Source organism: Mycolicibacterium septicum DSM 44393 (assembly GCF_000455325.1).
GTDB classification, from domain to species: Bacteria; Actinomycetota; Actinomycetes; order Mycobacteriales; family Mycobacteriaceae; genus Mycobacterium; species Mycobacterium septicum.
In genome coordinates this window covers 158,267-177,182 of sequence record NZ_HG322952.1, presented here as the reverse complement: position 1 = coordinate 177,182, position 18,916 = coordinate 158,267, and the positions used below count along the sequence as shown (strand labels likewise).

The following is an 18,916-nucleotide window of genomic DNA, read 5'->3' as shown; positions in this document are numbered from 1 at the left end:
GGGGAGACCGCATGACCGACCAGAAATCGGGCACCAGGAGCAGCGTCGGCCTACTCGACCTCGCCAGCCAGGTACCCGGTCTGCTGATGGATGCGCCGGTCATCGCACGGGGCGTGCTCACCGGAATGATGGCTCGGCCGACGGCCAAGACCTCGATCGGCAAGGTGTTCCAGGAGCGGGCCGCCCAGTACGCCGACCGGGTTTTCCTCAAGTTCGGCGACGAGCGCATCACCTATCGCGAGGCCAACGAGACGGTCAACCGCTACGCGGCCGTCCTCGCCGCCAAGGGCGTCGGCCACGGTGACGTCGTCGGGGTGATGCTGCGCAACTCGCCCGACGCCGTGCTGCTGATGCTCGCGATCGTCAAGTGCGGTGCCGTCGCGGGCATGCTCAACTACCACCAGCGCGGCAAGGTGCTGGCCCACAGCTTCGGGCTGCTCAAGGCCGCGGCCGTGGTGGCCGAGTCAGATCTGGTCGAGCACGTCACCGAATGCGGGGCCGAGCCCAACGGCCTGATCACGGTCGAGGAGCTGCGCCGGCTGGCGTCCACCGCGCCGACCACCAACCCGGCCAGCACGTCGGCCGTCCTGGCCAAGGACAAGGCCTTCTACATCTTCACCTCGGGTACCACCGGCATGCCCAAGGCCAGCGTCATGACGCACTACCGCTGGCTGCGCGCCCTGGCCGGATTCGGCGGTCTGGGGCTGCGGCTGCACAGCGACGACACCCTGTACTGCTGCTTGCCGCTCTATCACAACAACGCCCTGACCGTCTCGGTCGGATCGGCGCTGAACTCGGGTGCCGCGCTGGCCCTGGGCAAGTCGTTCTCGGCATCCCGGTTCTGGGACGAGGTCATCGCCTACGACGCCACCGCGTTCGTCTACATCGGCGAGATCTGCGGCTACCTGCTCAACCAGCCGCCCAAGCCGACCGACCGCGCCCACAAGGTGCGAGTGATCGTCGGCAACGGGCTGCGGCCGGCCATCTGGGACGAGTTCACCCAGCGGTTCGGCATCCCGCGCGTCTGCGAGTTCTATGCCGCCAGCGAGGGCAACACCGCCTTCGTCAACGTCTTCAACGTCTCGAAGTCCACCGGCATCTGCCCGAGCCCGGTCGCCTTCGTCGAATACGACGCCGACAGCGGAGAACCCGCCCGCGGCGCCGACGGCCGGCTGCGCAAGGTCAAGCGTGGCGAGCCGGGGCTGATGCTGTCGAAGATCAACGCGCTGCAGCCGTTCGACGGCTACACCGACAAGGCCGCCAGCGAGAAGAAGCTGGTGCGCAACGCCTTCAAGGAAGGCGACGTCTGGTTCAACACCGGCGACCTGATGCGCTCCCAGGGGCTGGGCCACGCCGCGTTCGCGGACCGGCTCGGTGACACCTTCCGGTGGAAGGGCGAGAACGTGGCCACCACCGAGGTGGAGGCCGCCGTCGCCAGCAATCCGCTGATCGAGGAGTGCACCGTGTTCGGCGTCGAGGTGCCCGGCGCCGGCGGCCGCGCCGGGATGGCCGCGGTGCAGCTCAAGGACGGCAAGGAATTCGACGGCAAGGAGCTGGCCGCCGCGTTCTACGGGCATCTGCCGTCCTACGCCGTGCCGTTGTTCGTCCGCGTCGTCACCGAACTGGCCCACACCTCGACGTTCAAGAGCCAGAAGGTCGACCTGCGCAAGCAGGGCTACGGGTCCGACATCAAGGATCCGCTGTACGTGCTGGCGGGCCGCGAGGACGGCTACGTGCCCTTCTACCCGGAGTACCCGGACGAAGTGACGGCCGGTAAGCGGCCCAAGTAGCAGGCCGCGGGAGCCGCCGGGCCGCAGTTTGCACGGCACCAGGCACTATGGAGGCGTGTTGTCGACGTTCAACGGCCAGTTCTGCGGGCGCCCGGTTGCGGGCGACCGTGCGCTGATCATGGCCATCGTCAACCGGACGCCGGACTCGTTCTATGACCGCGGGGCCACCTTCAGCGACGACGCCGCCAAGGCCGCGGCGCAGCGTGTGATCGACGAGGGCGCCGACGTGATCGACGTCGGCGGGGTCAAGGCGGGCCCGGGCAGCATGGTCGACGCCGACGAGGAGATCGCCCGCGTCGTGCCGTTCATCGAATGGCTGCGCAGCACCTATCCCGACCAGCTGATCAGCGTCGACACCTGGCGCGCGGCGGTGGCCAAGCAGGCCTGTGCGGCCGGGGCGGACCTGATCAACGACACCTGGGCGGGGGCGGATCCGGGACTGCCGGAGGTGGCCGCCGAATTCGGCGCAGGCCTGGTGTGCTCGCACACCGGCGGCGCGGTGCCGCGCACCCGGCCGTTCCGGGTGAACTACGGGATCACCGAACGCGGCGTCGTCGACGACGTCATCGCCGAGGTGACCGCCGCGGCCGAGCGGGCGGTAGCAACGGGAGTCCCGCGGGACCGGATCCTGATCGACCCAACCCATGATTTCGGTAAAAACACTCATCACGGTCTTAGTTTGTTGCGCCACGTAAAAGATCTTGTTAAGACCGGATGGCCAGTCCTGATGGCGCTGAGCAACAAGGATTTTGTCGGGGAGACTCTGGGTGTGGATCTGACCGAACGCCTGGAGGGCACCCTGGCAGCGACGGCACTGGCCGCCGCGGATGGTGCCGCGATGTTCCGGGTACACGAGGTCGGACCCACACGGCGCGTGCTGGAGATGGTCGCGTCGATCCAGGGAGTGCGGGCACCCGCACGAACAGTGAGGGGACTGGCATGACTGCACTGCCTGAACTGTCCATTGCCGACGGCGTCGTTGGACACCGCTGGCTGACCGACCACAGCTGGAACCGGCCGAGCTGGACCATCGCCGAGCTGGAGGCCGCCAAGGCCGGCCGCACGGTCTCGGTGGTGCTGCCCGCCCTCAACGAGGAAGAAACCGTCGCTTCCGTCGTGGAGACCATCACCCCGCTGCTGGGCGGGCTGGTCGACGAGCTGATCGTGCTCGATTCGGGTTCCACCGACGACACCGAGATCCGTGCGGTCGCCGCCGGGGCCCGGGTGATCAGCCGCGAGGTCGCGCTGCCCGAGGTCGCGCCGCAGCCGGGCAAGGGCGAGGTGCTGTGGCGCTCTCTCGCCGCCACCACGGGCGACATCATCGCCTTCGTCGACTCCGACCTGATCGACCCCGACCCGATGTTCGTCCCCAAGCTTCTGGGCCCGCTGCTCACCGCCGACGGGGTGCACCTGGTCAAGGGGTTCTACCGGCGACCGCTCAAGGTCAGCGGCGCCGAGGACGCCAACGGCGGTGGCCGGGTCACCGAACTGGTGGCGCGTCCACTGCTGGCCTCGCTGCGCCCCGAGCTGAACTGCGTGCTGCAGCCGCTGGGCGGCGAATACGCGGGCACCCGCGAGCTGCTGACCTCGGTGCCGTTCGCGCCCGGCTACGGCGTGGAGATCGGCCTGCTGGTCGACACCTACGACCGGCTCGGCCTGGACGCCATCGCGCAGGTGAACCTGGGCGTACGGGCGCACCGCAACCGTCCGCTGACCGAGCTGGCCTCGATGAGCAGGCAGGTCATCGCGACCCTGCTGTCGCGCTGCGGGATCGCCGATTCGGGGGTGGGGCTGACGCAGTTCTACGCCGACGGTGACGACTTCACCCCGCGGGTGTCGTCGGTCTCCCTTGCCGACCGCCCGCCCATGGTCACCCTGCGCCCGCGCTAGGTGTCACATGCGTGAGGCAGTATCGAGGGCGTGACACTGATACTGCTGTACCTGGTGGTGCTGGTTCTGGTGGCCACGGTGCTGTTCGGTCTGGGCAGCGTCATCTTCGGCCGGGGTGAGACGCTGCCGCCGCTTCCACGCGGCACGACCGCCACGGTGCTGCCCGCCTCGGGCGTCACCGGTGCCGATGTGGATGGGCTCAAGTTCGCCCAGGTCGTCCGCGGTTACAAGACCAGCGAGGTGGACTGGGTCCTGGATCGGCTCGGCCGTGAACTGGACGCGGTCCGCGGGGAACTTGCCGCGGTACGCGCGGCTTACGGTGTGCCCGACGATTTCGACGACGAGGACTCCGACGACGAGGAGGTGTCGGCCACCGCAGGCGAGGTCCGCACCCCGGAGGAGCCATGACCGAGGACGGCCGCATCCGGTGTGGCTGGGCCGTGGACGCCGCGGGGGATTCCACGCTCTACCGTGACTATCACGACTCGGAGTGGGGCCGGCCGCTGCGGGATTCCGGTGCGCTGTTCGAGCGGATCAGCCTTGAGGCCTTTCAGAGCGGGCTGAGCTGGTTGATCATCCTGCGTAAGCGGGGGAATTTCCGCGCCGCGTTCGACGGGTTCGACGCCGACACGGTGGCGAAGTACACCGACGACGATGTCGAGCGGTTGATGGCCGACACCGGCATCGTGCGCAACCGGGCCAAGGTCCTCGCGACCATCGCCAACGCCAGGGCGGTCACCGAGCTCGATGTCGATTTGGCCGAGCTGCTGTGGTCGTTCGCCCCGCCGGCCCGGCCGCGGCCCGCTGACCTGGCCCAAGTGCCTGCGGTGACCCCGGAATCGACCGCCATGGCCAAGGAACTCAAGCGCCGGGGCTTCAAGTTCGTCGGCCCCACCACGGCGTATGCGTTGATGCAGGCCACCGGGATGGTCGACGACCATATCGCGGCCTGCTGGGTGCCTGCGCAGTAATTGTGACCGGTAAAACATGCCTTCGGTCGGTATCCGACGGGTCTTTGCACAACCACCGCCGCGGATAAGGAACAATAGGGGTAGTTCAGTAGCAGTTCAATGCCGGGTGCCGCCAACGAGTGGGCGGCTTCGGCCCCAACCTGGCCCGCTGACGCGGGTCCGGCACTGTTGGAGGGAGCACTCGATGGCGGCGATGAAGCCCCGGACTGGTGACGGTCCACTGGAAGCAACCAAAGAGGGGCGAGGAATCGTTATGCGAGTACCGCTGGAAGGCGGTGGGCGCCTCGTTGTCGAACTGACTCCCGACGAGGCCGCTGCGCTGGGCGACGAACTCAAGTCCGTTACCAGCTGATCGACCTGCAAGGTGTCCGCTCAGGCGGACACCTTGCGGTATATCTCCAGGGTCTGTTCTGCGATGTGCGCCCAGGAGAACTCCGCGATGCACCGCTGGCGTCCGGCCTCGCCGTACTTACGGGCGGTTTCCGGCTCGGCCACCAGTGAGTTGACCGCGTCGGCCAGACGCATCTCGAAGAAGCGCGGGTCCGTGGCGTCGTAGTGCACGAGCAGTCCGGTCTGGTGGTCGGCGACGACCTCAGGGATACCGCCGACGTCGGAGGCGACCACCGCCGTCGAACACGCCATCGCTTCCAGGTTCACGATACCCAACGGCTCGTACACCGACGGGCACACGAAAACTGTTGCAGCGGAGAGTATTTCCCGAATCTTGTTGATCGGCAGCATTTCGCGTACCCAGAACACCCCGGAGCGGGCCCGCGCCAGCTCGGCCACCGCCGAGGACACCTCGGCGGCGATCTCGGGGGTGTCGGGGGCGCCCGCGCACAACACCAACTGCACCTCGGGGCTGAACCGGTGGGCCGCGGCCACCAGGTGAGCCACCCCCTTCTGGCGGGTGATGCGCCCGACGAACGCCACGATCGGGCGGCTCAGGTCGACCCCGAGCTCGGCGAGCACCGAGTCGGTGTCGGCAGGCGGAGTCGGGTACCAGACGTCGGTGTCGATCCCGTTGCGCACCACGTGCACCCGGCCAGGGTCCAGCGCCGGATAGGTCCGCAGCACGTCGTCGCGCATACCGGAGCTCACCGCGATCACCGCGTCGGCGGCCTCGATCGCGGTGCGCTCCACCCATGACGACACCCGGTAGCCACCGCCGAGTTGCTCGGCCTTCCACGGGCGCAGGGGCTCAAGTGAGTGCGCGGTCAGCACGTGGGGGATGCCGTAGAGCAGCCCCGTCAGGTGCCCGGCCATCCCGGCATACCAGGTGTGCGAGTGCACCACCGTGGCCGCCGCCGCGGAGTTGACCATGTTGAGGTCCGCGGACAGCGTCGACAACGCCGCGTTGGCGCCGCGCAGCGCGGGATCGGGTTGCGCCACGAAGGCCCCGTCGCGCGGGGCCCCCATGCAATGGACGTCGACATCGCACAGCTGACGCAACTGCGCGACGAGTTCGGTCACGTGCACCCCGGCACCGCCGTACACCTCGGGTGGATATTCCCGAGTCATCATGGCCACCCGCATATCCGAGACGGTAGTAGGTCGCGGTGGGTCCAGCTACACGCCGGACACTTCTGTTGCCATTGGCTGGCCGCGTTGCTGGTTGGCAGATAGGTTTGGACCCATGAGGGAGTTGCCACATGTGCTCGGCATCGTTCTGGCCGGGGGAGAGGGCAAACGGCTGTACCCGTTGACAGCCGATCGCGCCAAGCCGGCAGTTCCCTTCGGCGGTGCCTACCGGCTGATCGACTTCGTGTTGTCGAACCTGGTGAACGCCCGATACCTACGGATCTGCGTTCTGACGCAATACAAGTCGCATTCACTGGACCGTCACATATCGCAGAACTGGCGGCTCTCGGGTTTGGCCGGTGAGTACATCACCCCCGTGCCGGCCCAGCAGCGGCTCGGTCCGCGCTGGTACACCGGGTCGGCGGATGCGATCTACCAGTCGCTCAACCTGATCTACGACGAAGATCCGGACTACATCATCATCTTCGGCGCCGACCACGTGTACCGCATGGATCCCGAGCAGATGCTGCGGTTCCACATCGACAGCGGGGCCGGGGCCACCGTGGCCGGGATCCGGGTGCCGCGCGCCGAGGCCAGCGCCTTCGGCTGCATCGACGCCGACGACTCCGGGCGCATCAGGGAATTCGTCGAGAAGCCCGCGGATCCACCGGGTACGCCCGACGATCCCGAGCAGACCTTCGTGTCGATGGGCAACTACATCTTCACCACCAAGGTGCTGATCGACGCGATCCGCGCCGACGCCGACGACGACCACTCCGACCACGACATGGGCGGCGACATCATTCCCCGGCTGGTGTCCGACGGAATGGCGGCGGTCTACGACTTCAACAACAACGAGGTGCCCGGGGCCACCGAACGCGACCACGGCTATTGGCGCGACGTCGGAACCCTGGACGCGTTCTACGACGCGCACATGGACCTGGTGTCGGTGCACCCGGTGTTCAACCTCTACAACAAGCGCTGGCCGATCCGCGGAGAGTCGGAGAACCTGGCGCCGGCCAAATTCGTCAACGGCGGTTCGGCGCAGGAGTCGGTGGTCGGTGCGGGCAGCATCATTTCGGCTGCCTCGGTGCGCAATTCGGTGTTGTCCTCCAACGTGGCGATCGACGACGGCGCCATCGTGGAGGGCAGCGTGCTGATGCCGGGTGTGCGGATCGGCAGGGGCGCGGTGGTACGCCACGCCATCCTGGACAAGAACGTGGTGGTCGGTCCGGGCGAGATGGTCGGCGTCGACCTCGACAAGGACCGGGAGCGGTTCGCGATCAGCGCGGGCGGCGTCGTCGCCGTCGGCAAGGGCGTGTGGATCTGACGCGTCGCGTCGTCAGTCCGGGTTCACTCCCAGGGGTCTACCGCGGCGGGTCGGGGCGCCGCATTCGTGCGTGCGTTGGCGCCGATCTTGGCCTCGCCCCGTCGCTTGCGCCACCGCCATAGCCGGAAGGCGCCCCAGATCAGTGCGAGCAGCGCAACGAGCACCAGGATCGGCAGCAGGATCGCCACGAAGACCAGTCCGATGCTCGTGACGTCCTCGACGGTGGACAGCACGGGTGCCGCGACCCCGGCAGTGGCGACATTGGCGGCCGGTCTCACCGTCGACTTGGTCAGCGAGACCACCAGTGCGGTGACCGCACCGATCGCCACCGGAATCCATTGACCGGACTGCGCGAAGGCGCCCGGGTCTGCCACCGCGGCGGTCTGCGACGCGGTGCCCGACCCGAACACGATGCCGCCCGCGGTCGGGCGGACGAACGTCTGGATGGTGTCGTTGACGGAGTCGAGTGCCGGGATCTTGTCGGCGACCACCTCGACGATCAGCAGGAGCGCGACGATCGCCATGACCCAGCCGTTCTCCAGCCAGGACCACCCCGCCGGCAGTGACACCAGATGGGTGAAGCGTGACAGCAGGCCCAGGGCCAGCAACGGGATGTAGGCGTTGAGCCCCGCCGCAGTCGCCAGGCCAAAGCCGGTCAACAGTTCCATTACTGCAGTATGCGGCGAACTCCGCCCGGGCCCGGGCGGTTCGCCGTTATCCGCTCTGGGCCGCGTTGCGCCAGGCCAGTGGGTTCAGTTCGCGGTATGGGTCCTCGCGGCGGATGGTCAGCAGTTCGTCGAGGCTCTGTTCCAGCGATTCCTGGGTGCGGTGCTTGACGGTCTCGACCCATTTCGCGTCCGAGACCCGCGCCGGTTTGGCGGTGCCGATCGGCTCGGCGAACTGGAGGTACATACGCTGCGGACGCGGGATCAGGGTGGGGCCGATTCCGCGGACCAGCGGCATGGCCATGTCGCGCTGACCGGTCAGCTTCTCGCTGACCGTCTGGCTGATCCGGCCGAGCCAGTGGTCCCGGGTGGTCACGCCCACGTAGACGTCGTCGCCGCCGACCAGCGCGACGGGGACGATGGGGTAGCCGTGTTCGATGGCGACGCGCGCGAACCCGGCACGGCCCTCCCAGCGCAGCTTGTACTGCTCGCCCTTGAACTTGCCGATCTCGCGGCCACCGCCGGGAAAGACCATGACGGGTTCGTCGTGCTCCATCAGCTCGCCGGCCCCCTCGGGGGACCCGACGACGGCCCCGCAGGCCGCCATGAGATCGGAGACGGGCCGGGGCATGTCGCCGAAGCGGCGGTCGGTGAGCGGGCGCACCCGCATCCCGATCTCGCGGCGCACCACGTACGGAATCAGCAGGGTCTCGGTACCGAACTGGGTGTGGTTGCCCACCAACAGGAATCGGCCGTCGCGGGGCAGGTTCTCCAGGCCGTCCACATAAGGCCGGTAGAGATTGACCAGCGGGTCGACGCCGTCGGCGACGGCTTCCACCGCCCGGCGCAGGGTCTGGACGTGGCTGGGTTGATTCATGATCTCGTCGATCTTGGTGACTGACATGGGCTGTGCTCCTCGTGGCGCTGTTGACTCCGATCCTACCGAACGAACTAGTTCGTCTGTTAAAATATTCCTGTGAGAAGCACGACGGAACTGCGTGACGAGATCCTGGCCGCCGCGCGGGCCGAGTTCGCCCGGTACGGCCTGGCCGGTGCCCGGGTCGACCGCATCGCCCGTACGGCGCACGCCAGCAAGGAACGGCTGTACGCACACTTCGGGGACAAGGAGACCCTGTTCCGCGAGGTGTTCGCCGCCGATGCGGCCGAGTTCTTCCGGTCCGTCACCCTGCGACCGGAGGCGGTCCCCGAATTCGTCGGTGAGATCCACGACCTGGCCTGCCGCCGGCCCGAACATCTGCGCATGATCACCTGGGCCCAACTCGAGGGGTTCAGTCTCGACGAACCCGAGACCGGCGGGCCGCCTGCGCATGCTCAAGCCGTCGCCGCGATCGAAGCGGCCCAGGCCGGCGGTCACGTCGACCCGGCCTGGAACCCGAGCGATCTGATCGCGATGCTGTTCGGGATCGGTCTGGCCTGGGCTCACCTACCGCATCCCGACGTGGCCACCGACGATCCGGCCGTCCTGGCCGCGCGGCGGGCGGCGGCCGTCGAAGCCGCCGCCCGCGTCGTGGCTCACCAGACGTAGGGCAACAGCCGGTAGCGGACCTTCCGGGTGTACTCGTCGTAGCCGTCGAGTTCGGCGCGCAGCATCTTCTCCTCGTCGGTGATCCGCACCCCGAACACCGGTATCGAGACGATGGACACGAGCAGGGCCCAGTAGGACCCCAGCGCCAGCGGGGTGCCGAACATCATCAACACCGCGCCGAAGTACATCGGGTGACGCACCAGGCCGTAGAGACCCGTCGAGACGAGATGCTGTTCGTCCTCCACCTGAATGCTGGCGCCGGCGAAGCTGTTCTGGAAGACCACCGTCTGCGCCAGGATGAGGCCGACCGCGACCAGGACGTTGCCGAGGACCACCACCGCGGTCGGCACGCTGGACCAGCCGAACCGGTGATCGAGGGCGCTGAGGACGAACGCCGCGATGGCCGAGCCCGTGACCGCCCAGATGACGATCTTCTGCACGATGCGCGTTTCCGCGGTCGGCCCGCCGTGCAGGCGCCGTTGCAAGGCTGCGGGGTCCCTGACCGCCAGGTACATGCTCGGCACCACGGTGGTGGCCATGAACACGGCGATGAAAACCCAGGCCTGCCAATAGCGGAACGTGCCTGCCGGCCAGAACAGCGTCGCGGCGAAGAACACCAGGCCGAGCACGCCCGATGCGATTGTCTGAAGTGCGAGTTTCATCGTCTGACTCCTGTTCGGGTTCACACCGCGTCGCGGTTGCGATAGATCCAGCCCGCAACGGCCGCCAAAGCCGTTGCGGCGACGAGCATCACCACCAGCGCCATGGCGGGGAACTGGCTCGGCACGGTGGTCTGTCCCACCGGGGACAGCTCGATCAGCCAGCGCGGCAGGCGCAGCAGCGCTCCGAGGTACAACGCGGTGATCACGAATGTGACTGCCAGCCAGGCGATCCACGGCGCACGCAGCGCCACGGCCAGCGCAGCGATCGCGGCCACCACGGCGAGCGCGGGCAGATAGGCGAGCGCGGCCAGGGTGAGGCGGGCGATCGTACCCGGCTCTCCCAACGTCAGTCCGGCGCCCAGTCCGTTGCCCAGCCCGGCGCAGAACATCAGGACCGCCGCTCCCGCCAGCGCGCAGCAGACCGCTCCCAGCAGCCAGCGCCAACGCGACACCGCACCGGCCAGCACCGGCTCGCCCAGCCCGTTCTGCTCGTCGGTGTACACCCGCAGCACCACCGACGTGACGTAGGCGGTGGCCGCCGCGGCGAGGAACTGGGTCATGGTGGTGTAGATGCCGTCGTTGCCTGTCGTGGAGAGCAACCGGGCGATCAACTCGTTGGTCTTGGCCGCGTCCAGCAGCGCCTTGGTCATGGAGCCGAATACCAGCCCGGCCATGAACAATCCGACCGCCCAGCCGATCGTCTGGCCGCGCTGCAGCGTGAGGTGCAGTCGCAGCGGGCCGGTGATGGTGGGGGCGTCGGGCTTCTCGCCCGCGGAGGCGATGGTGCCCGCGTCGTATTGGCGACGACGCTCCAGCACCGCGGCCACGGCCATCAACGCGACGGCCAGGACGACCAACAAGCCGAACGGCCACCAGCGCAGGTCGGTGAACGGCCGCATCTGCTGTGCCCAGGCGATCGGGGAGAACCAGCTCAGGACGCTGCCCGAGTTGTCGATCACGTCACCGGCCCCGCGCACCAGTGCGGCCAGCGCCAGCGTCGCCATCGCGGCGCCCGACGCCGTGCGGGCCTGCCGCCAGAGTTGTGCGGTCACCGCGGCGACGGCACCGAAGACCATGGCCACCCCGGTGATGCCCAGGCACATCGCGGCGGTGTCCACGACTGCGAAGCCTGTGGACGCCATGGCCAGCGTCATGGTGAGCGCGAGGACGGCGTTGAGGCCGCCGACCAGGATCAGGGCCGCAGCAGTCCGGGCGTAGCGGCCCACCACCGAGGAGAGCACCAGTTCGGCGCTGCCGTTCTCCTCCTCGGCCCGGGTATGACGAATCACGGTGAGAATCGCCAGGATCGAGGTCGCGATGGTCAGCGTGAGTGTCAGCTCGTTGGCCATCATCACGCCGAGGTCGGTCTCGTTGACGCCGAACATGGGCCCGCCGAGCATCATCCCGGCCGGTGTCTTGAGCAGGTTGACCCTGGCAAGTCTCTGATCCTCACCCGGGTAGGCCAGCCGAATTGCATTGGGGGCGTACACCATCATCAGCGTCAGCACCGCCAGCCACACGCCGAGGCGTACCCGGTCACGGCGCAGTGCCAGCCGCAACAGCGTCGCGGTGCCCGTGAACGGTGACGTGGCCGCGCGCGCCGGGGCCGACGGCCGGGCCGCAGCGGTTGCCGTTGTCATCGGGCCCCCTGGTACTCGCGCAGGAACATGTCCTCCAGGGAGGCCGGCGCGACCGTCAGATCCGCGATGCCCAGATCTGTGAGGTGTTCGAGGGCGAACTCGAGGTCGTTGCGGTCCACCGAGAAGCTCACCGCCCCGTCGTGACTGGAGAAGTCGTGAACGTAGGGCGTGTTCTGCAGTGCCCGGCCGTCGGAGCGGGTACGGGCGATGACCTTGGTGCGCATCAGGTGCCGCAATTCGGCCAGGGTCCCGGACCGCACCGTGCGTCCGGATCGGATGATCGTCACGTTGTCGCAGAGCTTCTCGACCTCGGCCAGGATGTGGCTGGACAGCAGGACCGCGGCGCCGTGGCCGGCTACCTCGGTGACGCATTGCTGAAATGCCTTTTCCATCAACGGATCCAGCCCCGAGGTCGGCTCGTCGAGAATATAGAGCTCGGAATGACAGCTGAACGCCGCGACGATGGCGACCTTCTGTCGGTTGCCCTTGGAGTAGGTGCGGGCCTTCTTGTGCGGGTCCAGTTCGAACCGTTCGATCAGTTCGTCGCGGCGCCGAGTATCGACGCCGTTGCCGCGCAGCCGGCACAGGAAGTCGATGGCCTGCATCCCGGTCAGGTTGGGCCACAACGTGACATCGCCGGGAACATAGGCGATGCGGCGGTGCAGGGCGACGGCGTCGCGCCACGGGTCGCCGCCCAGGAGCCGTACGGTGCCCCCGTCGGCGCGCAGCAGACCCAGCAGCACCCGGATCGTGGTCGACTTGCCCGCGCCGTTGGGTCCGAGAAAGCCGGTGACGTCGCCGGGGGATACGGTCAGGCTCAACCCGTCGAGCGCCTTGGTGCGCCCGAAAGATTTTGACAGTCCGCGGATTTCGACGGAGTTCTTCACGCTGGCTCCTTGGTGTCGGTGTTGGGATCGGAACTGAACGGAATGCCTTGTTCGCGCTGATGCAGGAAGGCGTCGTACATGGTCGAGTCGGTCATGAGGCCCTCGGAGTAGAGCTCAAGGGCGGGCAGCATCATGTCCTCGCCGTAGTCGCGCAGCACCCGGCGCAGATCCGTCGGGTCGTCATGCATCTGCAGGTACAGCAGAAACCCGCCGCCACTGCATATCGCCATGAACCGCGCCCGGGCCCGCGGGTCACGGCTGGGTTTGAGCAGTCCGGTGCGGACACCTTCTTCCAGGTACCCCTCGGCGTTGTCGACCATGGTGCGCCAGAACGACTTCGCCAGATCGCTGCCGGACTGCATGCTGCGGACCAGATAGGCCATCAAGGGCGCGTAGGACTCGATCTCGGCCATCTGGGCCAGCCAGGTCGCGGGATCAGTGCTCTGCAGGGACTCGGTCTTGGCCTCGCGCACCACCTCGGCCACATAGGCATCGCACGCCTTGCGCAGGCCTTCCTTGGAACCGAAGTGGTGGATCACCAGGGCGGCGCTGACGCCGGCGGCCTCGGCGATGGTGCGTAGCCCCACGCTGAATCCGTGTTGCCCGAACTGCTCGATCGCTGCGTCGCGGATCCGGGCCATCGCTGTTCGATCGTCGATTGAACGCATGTTCAATACGCTAAACATGCGTTCAGTGCGCGGTCAAGGGGGCGGGCGTCAGGAATCCGTAAAGAAAAAAATCGGCCCCACCCCGCAGGTGGGGGTGAGGCCGGAAGGAGGCGGGGAAAGTCAGTCGCGAGCGGCGGCCAGCAGGCCATCGCCCAACGGGATCAGCACCGGGGTGAGACGCTCGTCCTCGGCGATGAGCCGGGCCGCTTCACGCACGGCGCTGACCTCGGCGTCGTTGGCCGAGGCGTCGCCGGCCCGGCCGCCGAGCGCGGCCCGGTGCAGAACGATCGCACCGCCGGAACGCAGAAGGCGCACTCCTTCGGCCACGAACTGCGGCTGGTCGATCGGTTCGGCGTCGATGAACACCAGGTCGTAGGACTCGTCGGCCAGGCGGGTCAGTACCTCCTGGGCGCGCCCGCTGATCAGGCGGGTCCGCCCCGGGCCGACGCCGGCCTCGGTGAAACCCTGCTTGGCGATGCGCTGGTGCTCGGGTTCGACGTCGATCGTGGTCAGCACGCCGTCGTCGCTCATGCCGGACAACAGCCACAGCCCGCTGACGCCGGCCCCGGTGCCCACCTCGACCACCGCCCGGCCGCCGGTGAGCCGCGCGAGGACGCTCAGCAGCGCTCCCACCGCCGGCGTGACCGCACCCGCGCCGAGTTCTTCGGCCCGCTCACGGGCAGCCGCGACGATCTCGTCCTCGGAGATCGACCGTTCGGCATGCGTGACGATCGCCTCTGCGCGACCGGGGTTGGAGCTGACCATGCCCGCAGCGTAGGCCAGACCTGGAAGGCGCTGTCGCGACACGCCCGTGCGTGGCGGTTATCACCAACGGAAATTCGCTGGTTCCGGCAGGTAACCGGACGTATCGTCGGCATTCTCAGGGAAAGTTCAGATTGCTCATATCTCTGCCTCACCGGGATCAGGAACGGTATGCGCATGGAACACGGCGCCCGCTGGCGCACTGCCCAGCACAACCAGGACAGCAATCGGAATAACGAAGTGATCAGTCGTGTTGAGCTGAGTGAAATCTGTGATCAGGAGGATCCGACGAGCGCGAACGCTGTTACCTCGAACCCTGCCACCCAGGCCGCCCCGGTGTCCATGGCACATCTGGAACAGTTCACCACCGGTGAATGGGTCGAGCCGTCCGAGGAATTGACCGGTACCGCGGTATTCGACGCCACCGGCGATCAGGCCGCGATGCCGTCGTGGGACGAGCTGGTGCGCCAACATGCGGACCGCGTCTACCGGCTGGCTTACCGCCTCTCGGGTAACCAGCACGATGCCGAGGACCTGACGCAGGAGACCTTCATCCGGGTGTTCCGCTCGGTGCAGAACTACCAGCCGGGAACCTTCGAGGGGTGGTTGCACCGCATCACCACCAACCTGTTCCTGGACATGGTCCGTCGCCGTGGCCGCATCCGTATGGAAGCGCTGCCCGAGGACTACGACCGGGTGCCGGCCGACGACCCGAACCCCGAGCAGATCTACCACGACTCGCGGCTGGGAGCTGATCTCCAGGCCGCCCTGGACTCGCTGGCCCCGGAGTTCCGCGCCGCGGTGGTCCTGTGTGACATCGAGGGTCTGTCCTACGAAGAAATCGGCGCCACGCTGGGCGTGAAGCTCGGCACCGTGCGCAGCCGCATTCACCGCGGTCGGCAGGCGTTGCGCGAGTACCTGGCGAAGCACTCGCCGGAAACCGCCAAATCCGCCTAGCGGTGGTTGGTGTTCAGCGCGCCCGGTCGCGCTACATTCGGGTCAGGACATTTGGTCGTGGCGAGAGGAGCTGGGCGATGGTCGACCCGGGACATGTGTTCCGTCGGGCATTCTCCTGGTTGCCTGCGCAGTTCGCCTCGCAGAGCGACGCGCCCGTCGGCGCGCCTCGGCAGTTCCGTTCCACCGAGCATCTCTCGACCGAGGCCATCGCGGCCTTCGTCGACGGTGAGTTGCGGATGAGCGCTCACCTGCGCGCCGCACACCACATGTCGCTGTGCCCGGACTGTGCGGCCGAGGTCGACGCCCAAGGCCAGGCCCGGGCCGCATTGCGGGACTCCTGTCCGATAGCCATTCCGAATTCCCTTTTGGGGCTGTTGTCCCAGATACCGCACCACAGTCCGCAGCCCTCGGCCGAGGCCGGTGAACAGCCTCCGTTAGCTGACGACCCGACGCGGAGCCGGCGCAAGCGCCGGTAGGCTTGACCACAAGGCGATCAGTGACCGGCGTCGGCCTATCTGGCTGGGGCGGGCGCTCTGACAGAGAGTGATACACCGGTGACCAACCAGGACCAGTCCGACGAGAGCGGCCGTCTGGAACCGCGCCCTGTCGATCGGCCACCTGTCGACCAATTGTCGCAGCGCACATTCGGCCGGCCCGCCGGTGTCGACGGCTCGTTCCTCGGTGCTGAGAAGTATCAGGACCAGGGCGAATACGCCCCGAAAGACCAACCGCCCGATCCCGTCCTCGCCGAGGCCTTCGGCCGTCCCGGGGGCGCGGGCGACTCACTGCAGCGCCACCCGACCGACGCCGGCGCGCTGGAGGACGAGAAGAACTCCGGTGACGACGATTTCGACGATCCCTGGCGCGATCCGGGCGCCATCCCGGCGCTGGGCACGCCCGCGCAGGCACCGGCCGCACCGGTGATCGTGGCGGCCCCGATCGGCAAGCTGGGCGCCCGCGAGGTGCTTTTCGGCGGCCGGGTCTCGTGGCCGTCGCTGGCCATCCTGTTCATCGTCGCCGGATTGATCGCTTTCATCGGCGGCTGGGTCGGACAGAAGACGGCAGGCACCGTGCAGGCGTTCACCACCTCCAAGGTGACGCTGGAGACCGGTGACCTCCCGTCGCCGGACGCCGGGCGGTTCGCCACGGTCGCCTCGGCGGTCGAGGACTCGGTGGTGACCATCGAGGCCAAGAGCAAGACCGAGGGCTCACAGGGCTCCGGCGTCGTCGTCGACGGCAAGGGCTACATCGTCACCAACAACCACGTGATCTCCGACGCCGCGAGCAAGCCGGCCGACTACCAGATCACCGTCGTGTTCGAACGACGGCAAGGAAGTACCGGCCAACCTGGTCGGCCGCGACCCCAAGACCGACCTCGCGGTGCTCAAGGTCGACAACGTCGACAACCTCGTCGTGGCGCGGATGGGCGACTCCGAGAAGGTGCGTGTCGGTGAGGAAGTCATCGCGGCCGGCGCCCCGCTGGGGCTGCGCAGCACCGTCACCCACGGCATCATCAGCGCGCTGCACCGGCCCGTGCCGCTGTCGGGTGAAGGTTCCGACACCGACACCGTGATCGACGGCCTCCAGACCGATGCCTCGATCAACCACGGCAACTCCGGTGGCCCGCTGATCAACATGTCCTCCGAGGTGATCGGGATCAACACCGCTGGAAAGTCCTTGTCGGACAGCGCCAGCGGCCTCGGTTTCGCGATCCCCGTCAACGAGGTCAAGCAGGTCGTCGAGAACCTGATCAAGGACGGCAAGGTCGCGCACCCGACGTTGTTGCTCAGCGCCGTCACGGTGAGCAACAGCGTGGCCTCGGGTGCTCAGGTCCGCAACGTCAACGCCGGTGGCCCTGCCGACAAGGCCGGCATCCTGGAGAACGACGTCGTGGTCAAGGTCGGGGACCGCAAGGTCGCCGACGCCGATGAGATGGTGGTCGCGGTGCGTCAGCTCAAGATCGGGCAGGAAGCCCCGATCGAGGTGCTTCGCGACGGTCGGCCCATGACATTCATGGTCACGCCGATCGGCGACGATCAAAAAGCGCAGTAGCGATGTTCGCGAACATCGGGTGGGGAGAGATGCTGGTCCTGGTGATCGCCGGTCTGGTGATCCTGGGGCCCGAGCGCCTGCCCGGTGCCATCCGCTGGACGTCGGGTGCCCTGCGTCAGGCACGTGACTACGTCAGCGGTGCCACCAGCCAGTTGCGCGAGGACCTGGGTCCGGAGTTCGACGATCTTCGGCAGCCCCTCGCCGATCTGCAGAAGCTCCGCGGCATGACGCCGCGGGCCGCGATCACCAAGCATCTGCTCGATGGTGACGACTCGTTCCTGACCGGTGCCTTCGACGACCGCAAGAATGATCAGCCGTCGGTGCCGGGGGACCGTCCGGCGGATGCCGTCAACGGGCAGCCCGCGACAGATCCGCTCGCCAAGCCGGCCGCCAAACCGGCTGAAACGACGTTCGACCCCGACGCCACCTAGCGGCGAGCGGTATCCAGGCCCAGCGACATCCCGGCCAGGCCGCGCTTGCGAGCCGACAATCCCTCTGCGATCTTGCGCAGCTCGGCGCCCGCAGCCGACTCGGGTGCCGACAACACCAGCGGAACACCGGAGTCACCGGCCGCAACCAGCGCCGGGTCCAGCGGGACCTGGCCCAGCAGCGGCACCTCGGCGCCCACGGAGCGGGTCAGCGAGTCGGCCACCTGACGGCCACCGCCCTCGCCGAACAGCTGCATGACCGTGCCGTCGGGCATCTGCAGGCCCGACATGTTCTCGACCACGCCCGCGATGCGCTGACGGGTCTGCAGCGCGATCGCGCCGGCCCGCTCGGCCACCTCGGCCGCAGCCATCTGCGGAGTGGTCACCACGAGGATCTCGGCACCCGGGATCAACTGGGCCACCGAGATGGCGATATCGCCGGTGCCGGGCGGCAGGTCGAGCAGCAGCACGTCCAGATCGCCCCAGTACACATCGGCAAGGAACTGCTGAAGGGCCCGGTGCAACATCGGCCCGCGCCACACCACAGGCGTGTTGCCCTGGGTGAACATGGCGATCGAGATGACCTTCACGTCATGGGCGATCGGCGGCAGGATCATCGAGTCGACCTGGGTGGGCCGGTCGGCGGTGCCCATCATGCGCGGCACCGAATGGCCGTAGATGTCGGCGTCGAGCAGGCCGACCGACAGGCCGCGGGCGGCCATCGCGGCGGCCAGGTTGACCGTCACGCTGGACTTGCCGACGCCACCCTTGCCGGAGGCCACTGCGTAGACCCGGGTCAGGGAGTTGGGTTGGGCGAACGGGATCACCGGTTCGCGGGAATCGCCACGCAGCAGCTTGCGCAACTCGGCGCGCTGCTCGTCGTCCATCACGTCCAGGGTCACCTTGACGGCGCCGGTGCCGGGAACATCGGTGGCGGCAGCCTTCACCAAGTCGGCGATCTCGTTCTTCTTCGGACAGGCCGCGGTGGTCAGGTAGATCTCGACGTGCACGCCGTGGTCGGCCTCGATCGAGATGTTCTTGACCATGCCGAGTTCGGTGATCGGCCTCCGCAATTCGGGGTCGATCACCTTGGCCAGCGCGGTGCGGACCGCGGATTGCAGCTCAGTGGCAGATTCGGACATCACTG

19 protein-coding genes and 2 pseudogenes are annotated in these 18,916 nt (G+C 67.8%); 12 read left to right on the top strand and 9 right to left on the bottom strand.

Annotation, left to right across the window (positions count from 1 at the left end; translation table 11 throughout):
* Positions 1–11 precede the first annotated feature (11 nt).
* The 6 genes from fadD6 to TX88_RS33430 all read left to right on the top strand — a co-directional run bounded on the left by fadD6 (position 12) and on the right by TX88_RS33430 (position 5,003).
* Entirely contained in the window at positions 12–1,790 is a 1,779-nt protein-coding gene (gene fadD6, locus TX88_RS20785; protein ID WP_044519801.1) for a long-chain-acyl-CoA synthetase FadD6, read from the top strand.
* A gap of 118 nt (positions 1,791–1,908) precedes the next feature.
* A complete protein-coding gene (folP, locus tag TX88_RS20780) occupies positions 1,909–2,733 on the top strand; it encodes a dihydropteroate synthase (protein WP_044521471.1) in 825 nt (274 codons plus the stop codon).
* Complete coding sequence (locus TX88_RS20775; RefSeq protein WP_044519800.1) at positions 2,730–3,680, top strand: glucosyl-3-phosphoglycerate synthase; 951 nt, start codon at positions 2,730–2,732, stop codon at positions 3,678–3,680. Before folP ends, TX88_RS20775 begins: the two co-directional genes overlap by 4 nt.
* 30 nt (positions 3,681–3,710) lie before the next feature.
* Complete coding sequence (locus TX88_RS20770) at positions 3,711–4,088, top strand: DivIVA domain-containing protein (protein WP_044519799.1); 378 nt, start codon at positions 3,711–3,713, stop codon at positions 4,086–4,088.
* Positions 4,085–4,651 (top strand): DNA-3-methyladenine glycosylase I, encoded by a 567-nt coding sequence (locus TX88_RS20765; protein ID WP_044519798.1) that lies wholly within the window; start codon positions 4,085–4,087, stop codon positions 4,649–4,651. The genes TX88_RS20770 and TX88_RS20765 overlap by 4 nt, the downstream gene beginning before the upstream one ends.
* Before the next feature lie 184 nt (positions 4,652–4,835).
* Entirely contained in the window at positions 4,836–5,003 is a 168-nt protein-coding gene (locus TX88_RS33430) for a DUF3117 domain-containing protein (RefSeq protein WP_011211259.1), read from the top strand.
* A 20-nt stretch (positions 5,004–5,023) separates the two neighbouring features.
* On the opposite strand, the gene glgA is transcribed toward TX88_RS33430, so the two are convergent.
* Positions 5,024–6,187, bottom strand: a complete 1,164-nt coding sequence (glgA, locus tag TX88_RS20760; protein WP_044519797.1) for a glycogen synthase — start codon at positions 6,185–6,187, stop codon at positions 5,024–5,026.
* Positions 6,188–6,287: 100 nt separating this feature from the next.
* Here glgA and glgC point away from each other — a divergent pair, with 100 nt between their 5' ends.
* Complete coding sequence (gene glgC / locus TX88_RS20755) at positions 6,288–7,502, top strand: glucose-1-phosphate adenylyltransferase (RefSeq protein ID WP_044519796.1); 1,215 nt, start codon at positions 6,288–6,290, stop codon at positions 7,500–7,502.
* Positions 7,503–7,525: 23 nt separating this feature from the next.
* Here the strand turns inward: glgC and TX88_RS20750 are convergent, their stop codons facing one another.
* On the bottom strand, positions 7,526–8,170 hold the full coding sequence (locus TX88_RS20750; RefSeq protein ID WP_110918113.1) for a DUF4126 domain-containing protein: 645 nt from the start codon (positions 8,168–8,170) through the stop codon (positions 7,526–7,528).
* Positions 8,171–8,216: 46 nt separating this feature from the next.
* Positions 8,217–9,071: a lysophospholipid acyltransferase family protein gene (locus TX88_RS20745; protein WP_044519795.1), complete on the bottom strand. Its 855-nt coding sequence runs from the start codon at positions 9,069–9,071 to the stop codon at positions 8,217–8,219.
* Between the two features lie 72 nt (positions 9,072–9,143).
* Between TX88_RS20745 and TX88_RS20740 the strand changes: the two genes are divergently transcribed.
* Positions 9,144–9,713 carry a TetR/AcrR family transcriptional regulator gene (locus tag TX88_RS20740; RefSeq protein ID WP_044519793.1) on the top strand — a complete coding sequence of 190 codons (570 nt, stop codon included), beginning with the start codon at positions 9,144–9,146 and terminating at the stop codon, positions 9,711–9,713.
* Here TX88_RS20740 and TX88_RS20735 read toward each other — a convergent pair.
* From TX88_RS20735 to TX88_RS20715, 5 genes and pseudogenes are all read right to left on the bottom strand, one after another.
* Positions 9,701–10,375 carry a methyltransferase family protein gene (locus TX88_RS20735; protein ID WP_044521469.1) on the bottom strand — a complete coding sequence of 225 codons (675 nt, stop codon included), beginning with the start codon at positions 10,373–10,375 and terminating at the stop codon, positions 9,701–9,703. The genes TX88_RS20740 and TX88_RS20735 overlap by 13 nt on opposite strands.
* A gap of 20 nt (positions 10,376–10,395) precedes the next feature.
* Positions 10,396–12,015: an ABC transporter permease gene (locus TX88_RS20730; protein ID WP_044519792.1), complete on the bottom strand. Its 1,620-nt coding sequence runs from the start codon at positions 12,013–12,015 to the stop codon at positions 10,396–10,398.
* Positions 12,012–12,833, bottom strand: a pseudogene (locus tag TX88_RS20725) (ATP-binding cassette domain-containing protein); the annotation flags it as partial. The gene TX88_RS20730 and the pseudogene TX88_RS20725, both read right to left, overlap by 4 nt.
* 65 nt (positions 12,834–12,898) lie before the next feature.
* Positions 12,899–13,570, bottom strand: a complete 672-nt coding sequence (locus TX88_RS20720) for a TetR/AcrR family transcriptional regulator (RefSeq protein WP_044519789.1) — start codon at positions 13,568–13,570, stop codon at positions 12,899–12,901.
* Positions 13,571–13,690: 120 nt separating this feature from the next.
* A complete protein-coding gene (locus tag TX88_RS20715) occupies positions 13,691–14,335 on the bottom strand; it encodes an O-methyltransferase (RefSeq protein ID WP_044519787.1) in 645 nt (214 codons plus the stop codon).
* Positions 14,336–14,509: 174 nt separating this feature from the next.
* On the opposite strand from TX88_RS20715, the gene sigE reads away from it, so the two are divergent.
* From sigE to tatB, 4 genes and pseudogenes are all read left to right on the top strand, one after another.
* Positions 14,510–15,289, top strand: coding sequence for an RNA polymerase sigma factor SigE (gene sigE, locus TX88_RS20710; RefSeq protein ID WP_044521466.1), 780 nt, complete (start codon positions 14,510–14,512; stop codon positions 15,287–15,289).
* Between the two features lie 77 nt (positions 15,290–15,366).
* Positions 15,367–15,765 carry an anti-sigma E factor RseA gene (gene rseA, locus TX88_RS20705; RefSeq protein ID WP_044519785.1) on the top strand — a complete coding sequence of 133 codons (399 nt, stop codon included), beginning with the start codon at positions 15,367–15,369 and terminating at the stop codon, positions 15,763–15,765.
* A 78-nt stretch (positions 15,766–15,843) separates the two neighbouring features.
* A pseudogene (gene htrA, locus TX88_RS20700) lies at positions 15,844–17,341 on the top strand (serine protease HtrA).
* 2 nt (positions 17,342–17,343) lie between these two features.
* Complete coding sequence (tatB, locus tag TX88_RS20695) at positions 17,344–17,772, top strand: Sec-independent protein translocase protein TatB (RefSeq protein ID WP_044519784.1); 429 nt, start codon at positions 17,344–17,346, stop codon at positions 17,770–17,772.
* On the opposite strand, the gene TX88_RS20690 is transcribed toward tatB, so the two are convergent.
* Complete coding sequence (locus TX88_RS20690) at positions 17,769–18,911, bottom strand: Mrp/NBP35 family ATP-binding protein (protein WP_044519783.1); 1,143 nt, start codon at positions 18,909–18,911, stop codon at positions 17,769–17,771. The genes tatB and TX88_RS20690 overlap by 4 nt on opposite strands.
* Between the last annotated feature and the right edge of the window lie 5 nt (positions 18,912–18,916).

Coding starts and splice junctions, on each gene's coding strand:
- fadD6 (WP_044519801.1), top strand. CDS start 12: ATGACCGACCAGAAATCGGGCACCAGGAGCAGCGTCGGCCTACTCGAC.
- folP (WP_044521471.1), top strand. CDS start 1,909: ATGGCCATCGTCAACCGGACGCCGGACTCGTTCTATGACCGCGGGGCC.
- TX88_RS20775 (WP_044519800.1), top strand. CDS start 2,730: ATGACTGCACTGCCTGAACTGTCCATTGCCGACGGCGTCGTTGGACAC.
- TX88_RS20765 (WP_044519798.1), top strand. CDS start 4,085: ATGACCGAGGACGGCCGCATCCGGTGTGGCTGGGCCGTGGACGCCGCG.
- TX88_RS33430 (WP_011211259.1), top strand. CDS start 4,836: ATGGCGGCGATGAAGCCCCGGACTGGTGACGGTCCACTGGAAGCAACC.
- glgA (WP_044519797.1), bottom strand. CDS start 6,187: ATGCGGGTGGCCATGATGACTCGGGAATATCCACCCGAGGTGTACGGC.
- glgC (WP_044519796.1), top strand. CDS start 6,288: ATGAGGGAGTTGCCACATGTGCTCGGCATCGTTCTGGCCGGGGGAGAG.
- TX88_RS20750 (WP_110918113.1), bottom strand. CDS start 8,170: ATGGAACTGTTGACCGGCTTTGGCCTGGCGACTGCGGCGGGGCTCAAC.
- TX88_RS20745 (WP_044519795.1), bottom strand. CDS start 9,071: ATGTCAGTCACCAAGATCGACGAGATCATGAATCAACCCAGCCACGTC.
- TX88_RS20735 (WP_044521469.1), bottom strand. CDS start 10,375: ATGAAACTCGCACTTCAGACAATCGCATCGGGCGTGCTCGGCCTGGTG.
- TX88_RS20730 (WP_044519792.1), bottom strand. CDS start 12,015: ATGACAACGGCAACCGCTGCGGCCCGGCCGTCGGCCCCGGCGCGCGCG.
- TX88_RS20720 (WP_044519789.1), bottom strand. CDS start 13,570: ATGCGTTCAATCGACGATCGAACAGCGATGGCCCGGATCCGCGACGCA.
- TX88_RS20715 (WP_044519787.1), bottom strand. CDS start 14,335: ATGGTCAGCTCCAACCCCGGTCGCGCAGAGGCGATCGTCACGCATGCC.
- sigE (WP_044521466.1), top strand. CDS start 14,510: ATGGAACACGGCGCCCGCTGGCGCACTGCCCAGCACAACCAGGACAGC.
- rseA (WP_044519785.1), top strand. CDS start 15,367: ATGGTCGACCCGGGACATGTGTTCCGTCGGGCATTCTCCTGGTTGCCT.
- tatB (WP_044519784.1), top strand. CDS start 17,344: ATGTTCGCGAACATCGGGTGGGGAGAGATGCTGGTCCTGGTGATCGCC.
- TX88_RS20690 (WP_044519783.1), bottom strand. CDS start 18,911: ATGTCCGAATCTGCCACTGAGCTGCAATCCGCGGTCCGCACCGCGCTG.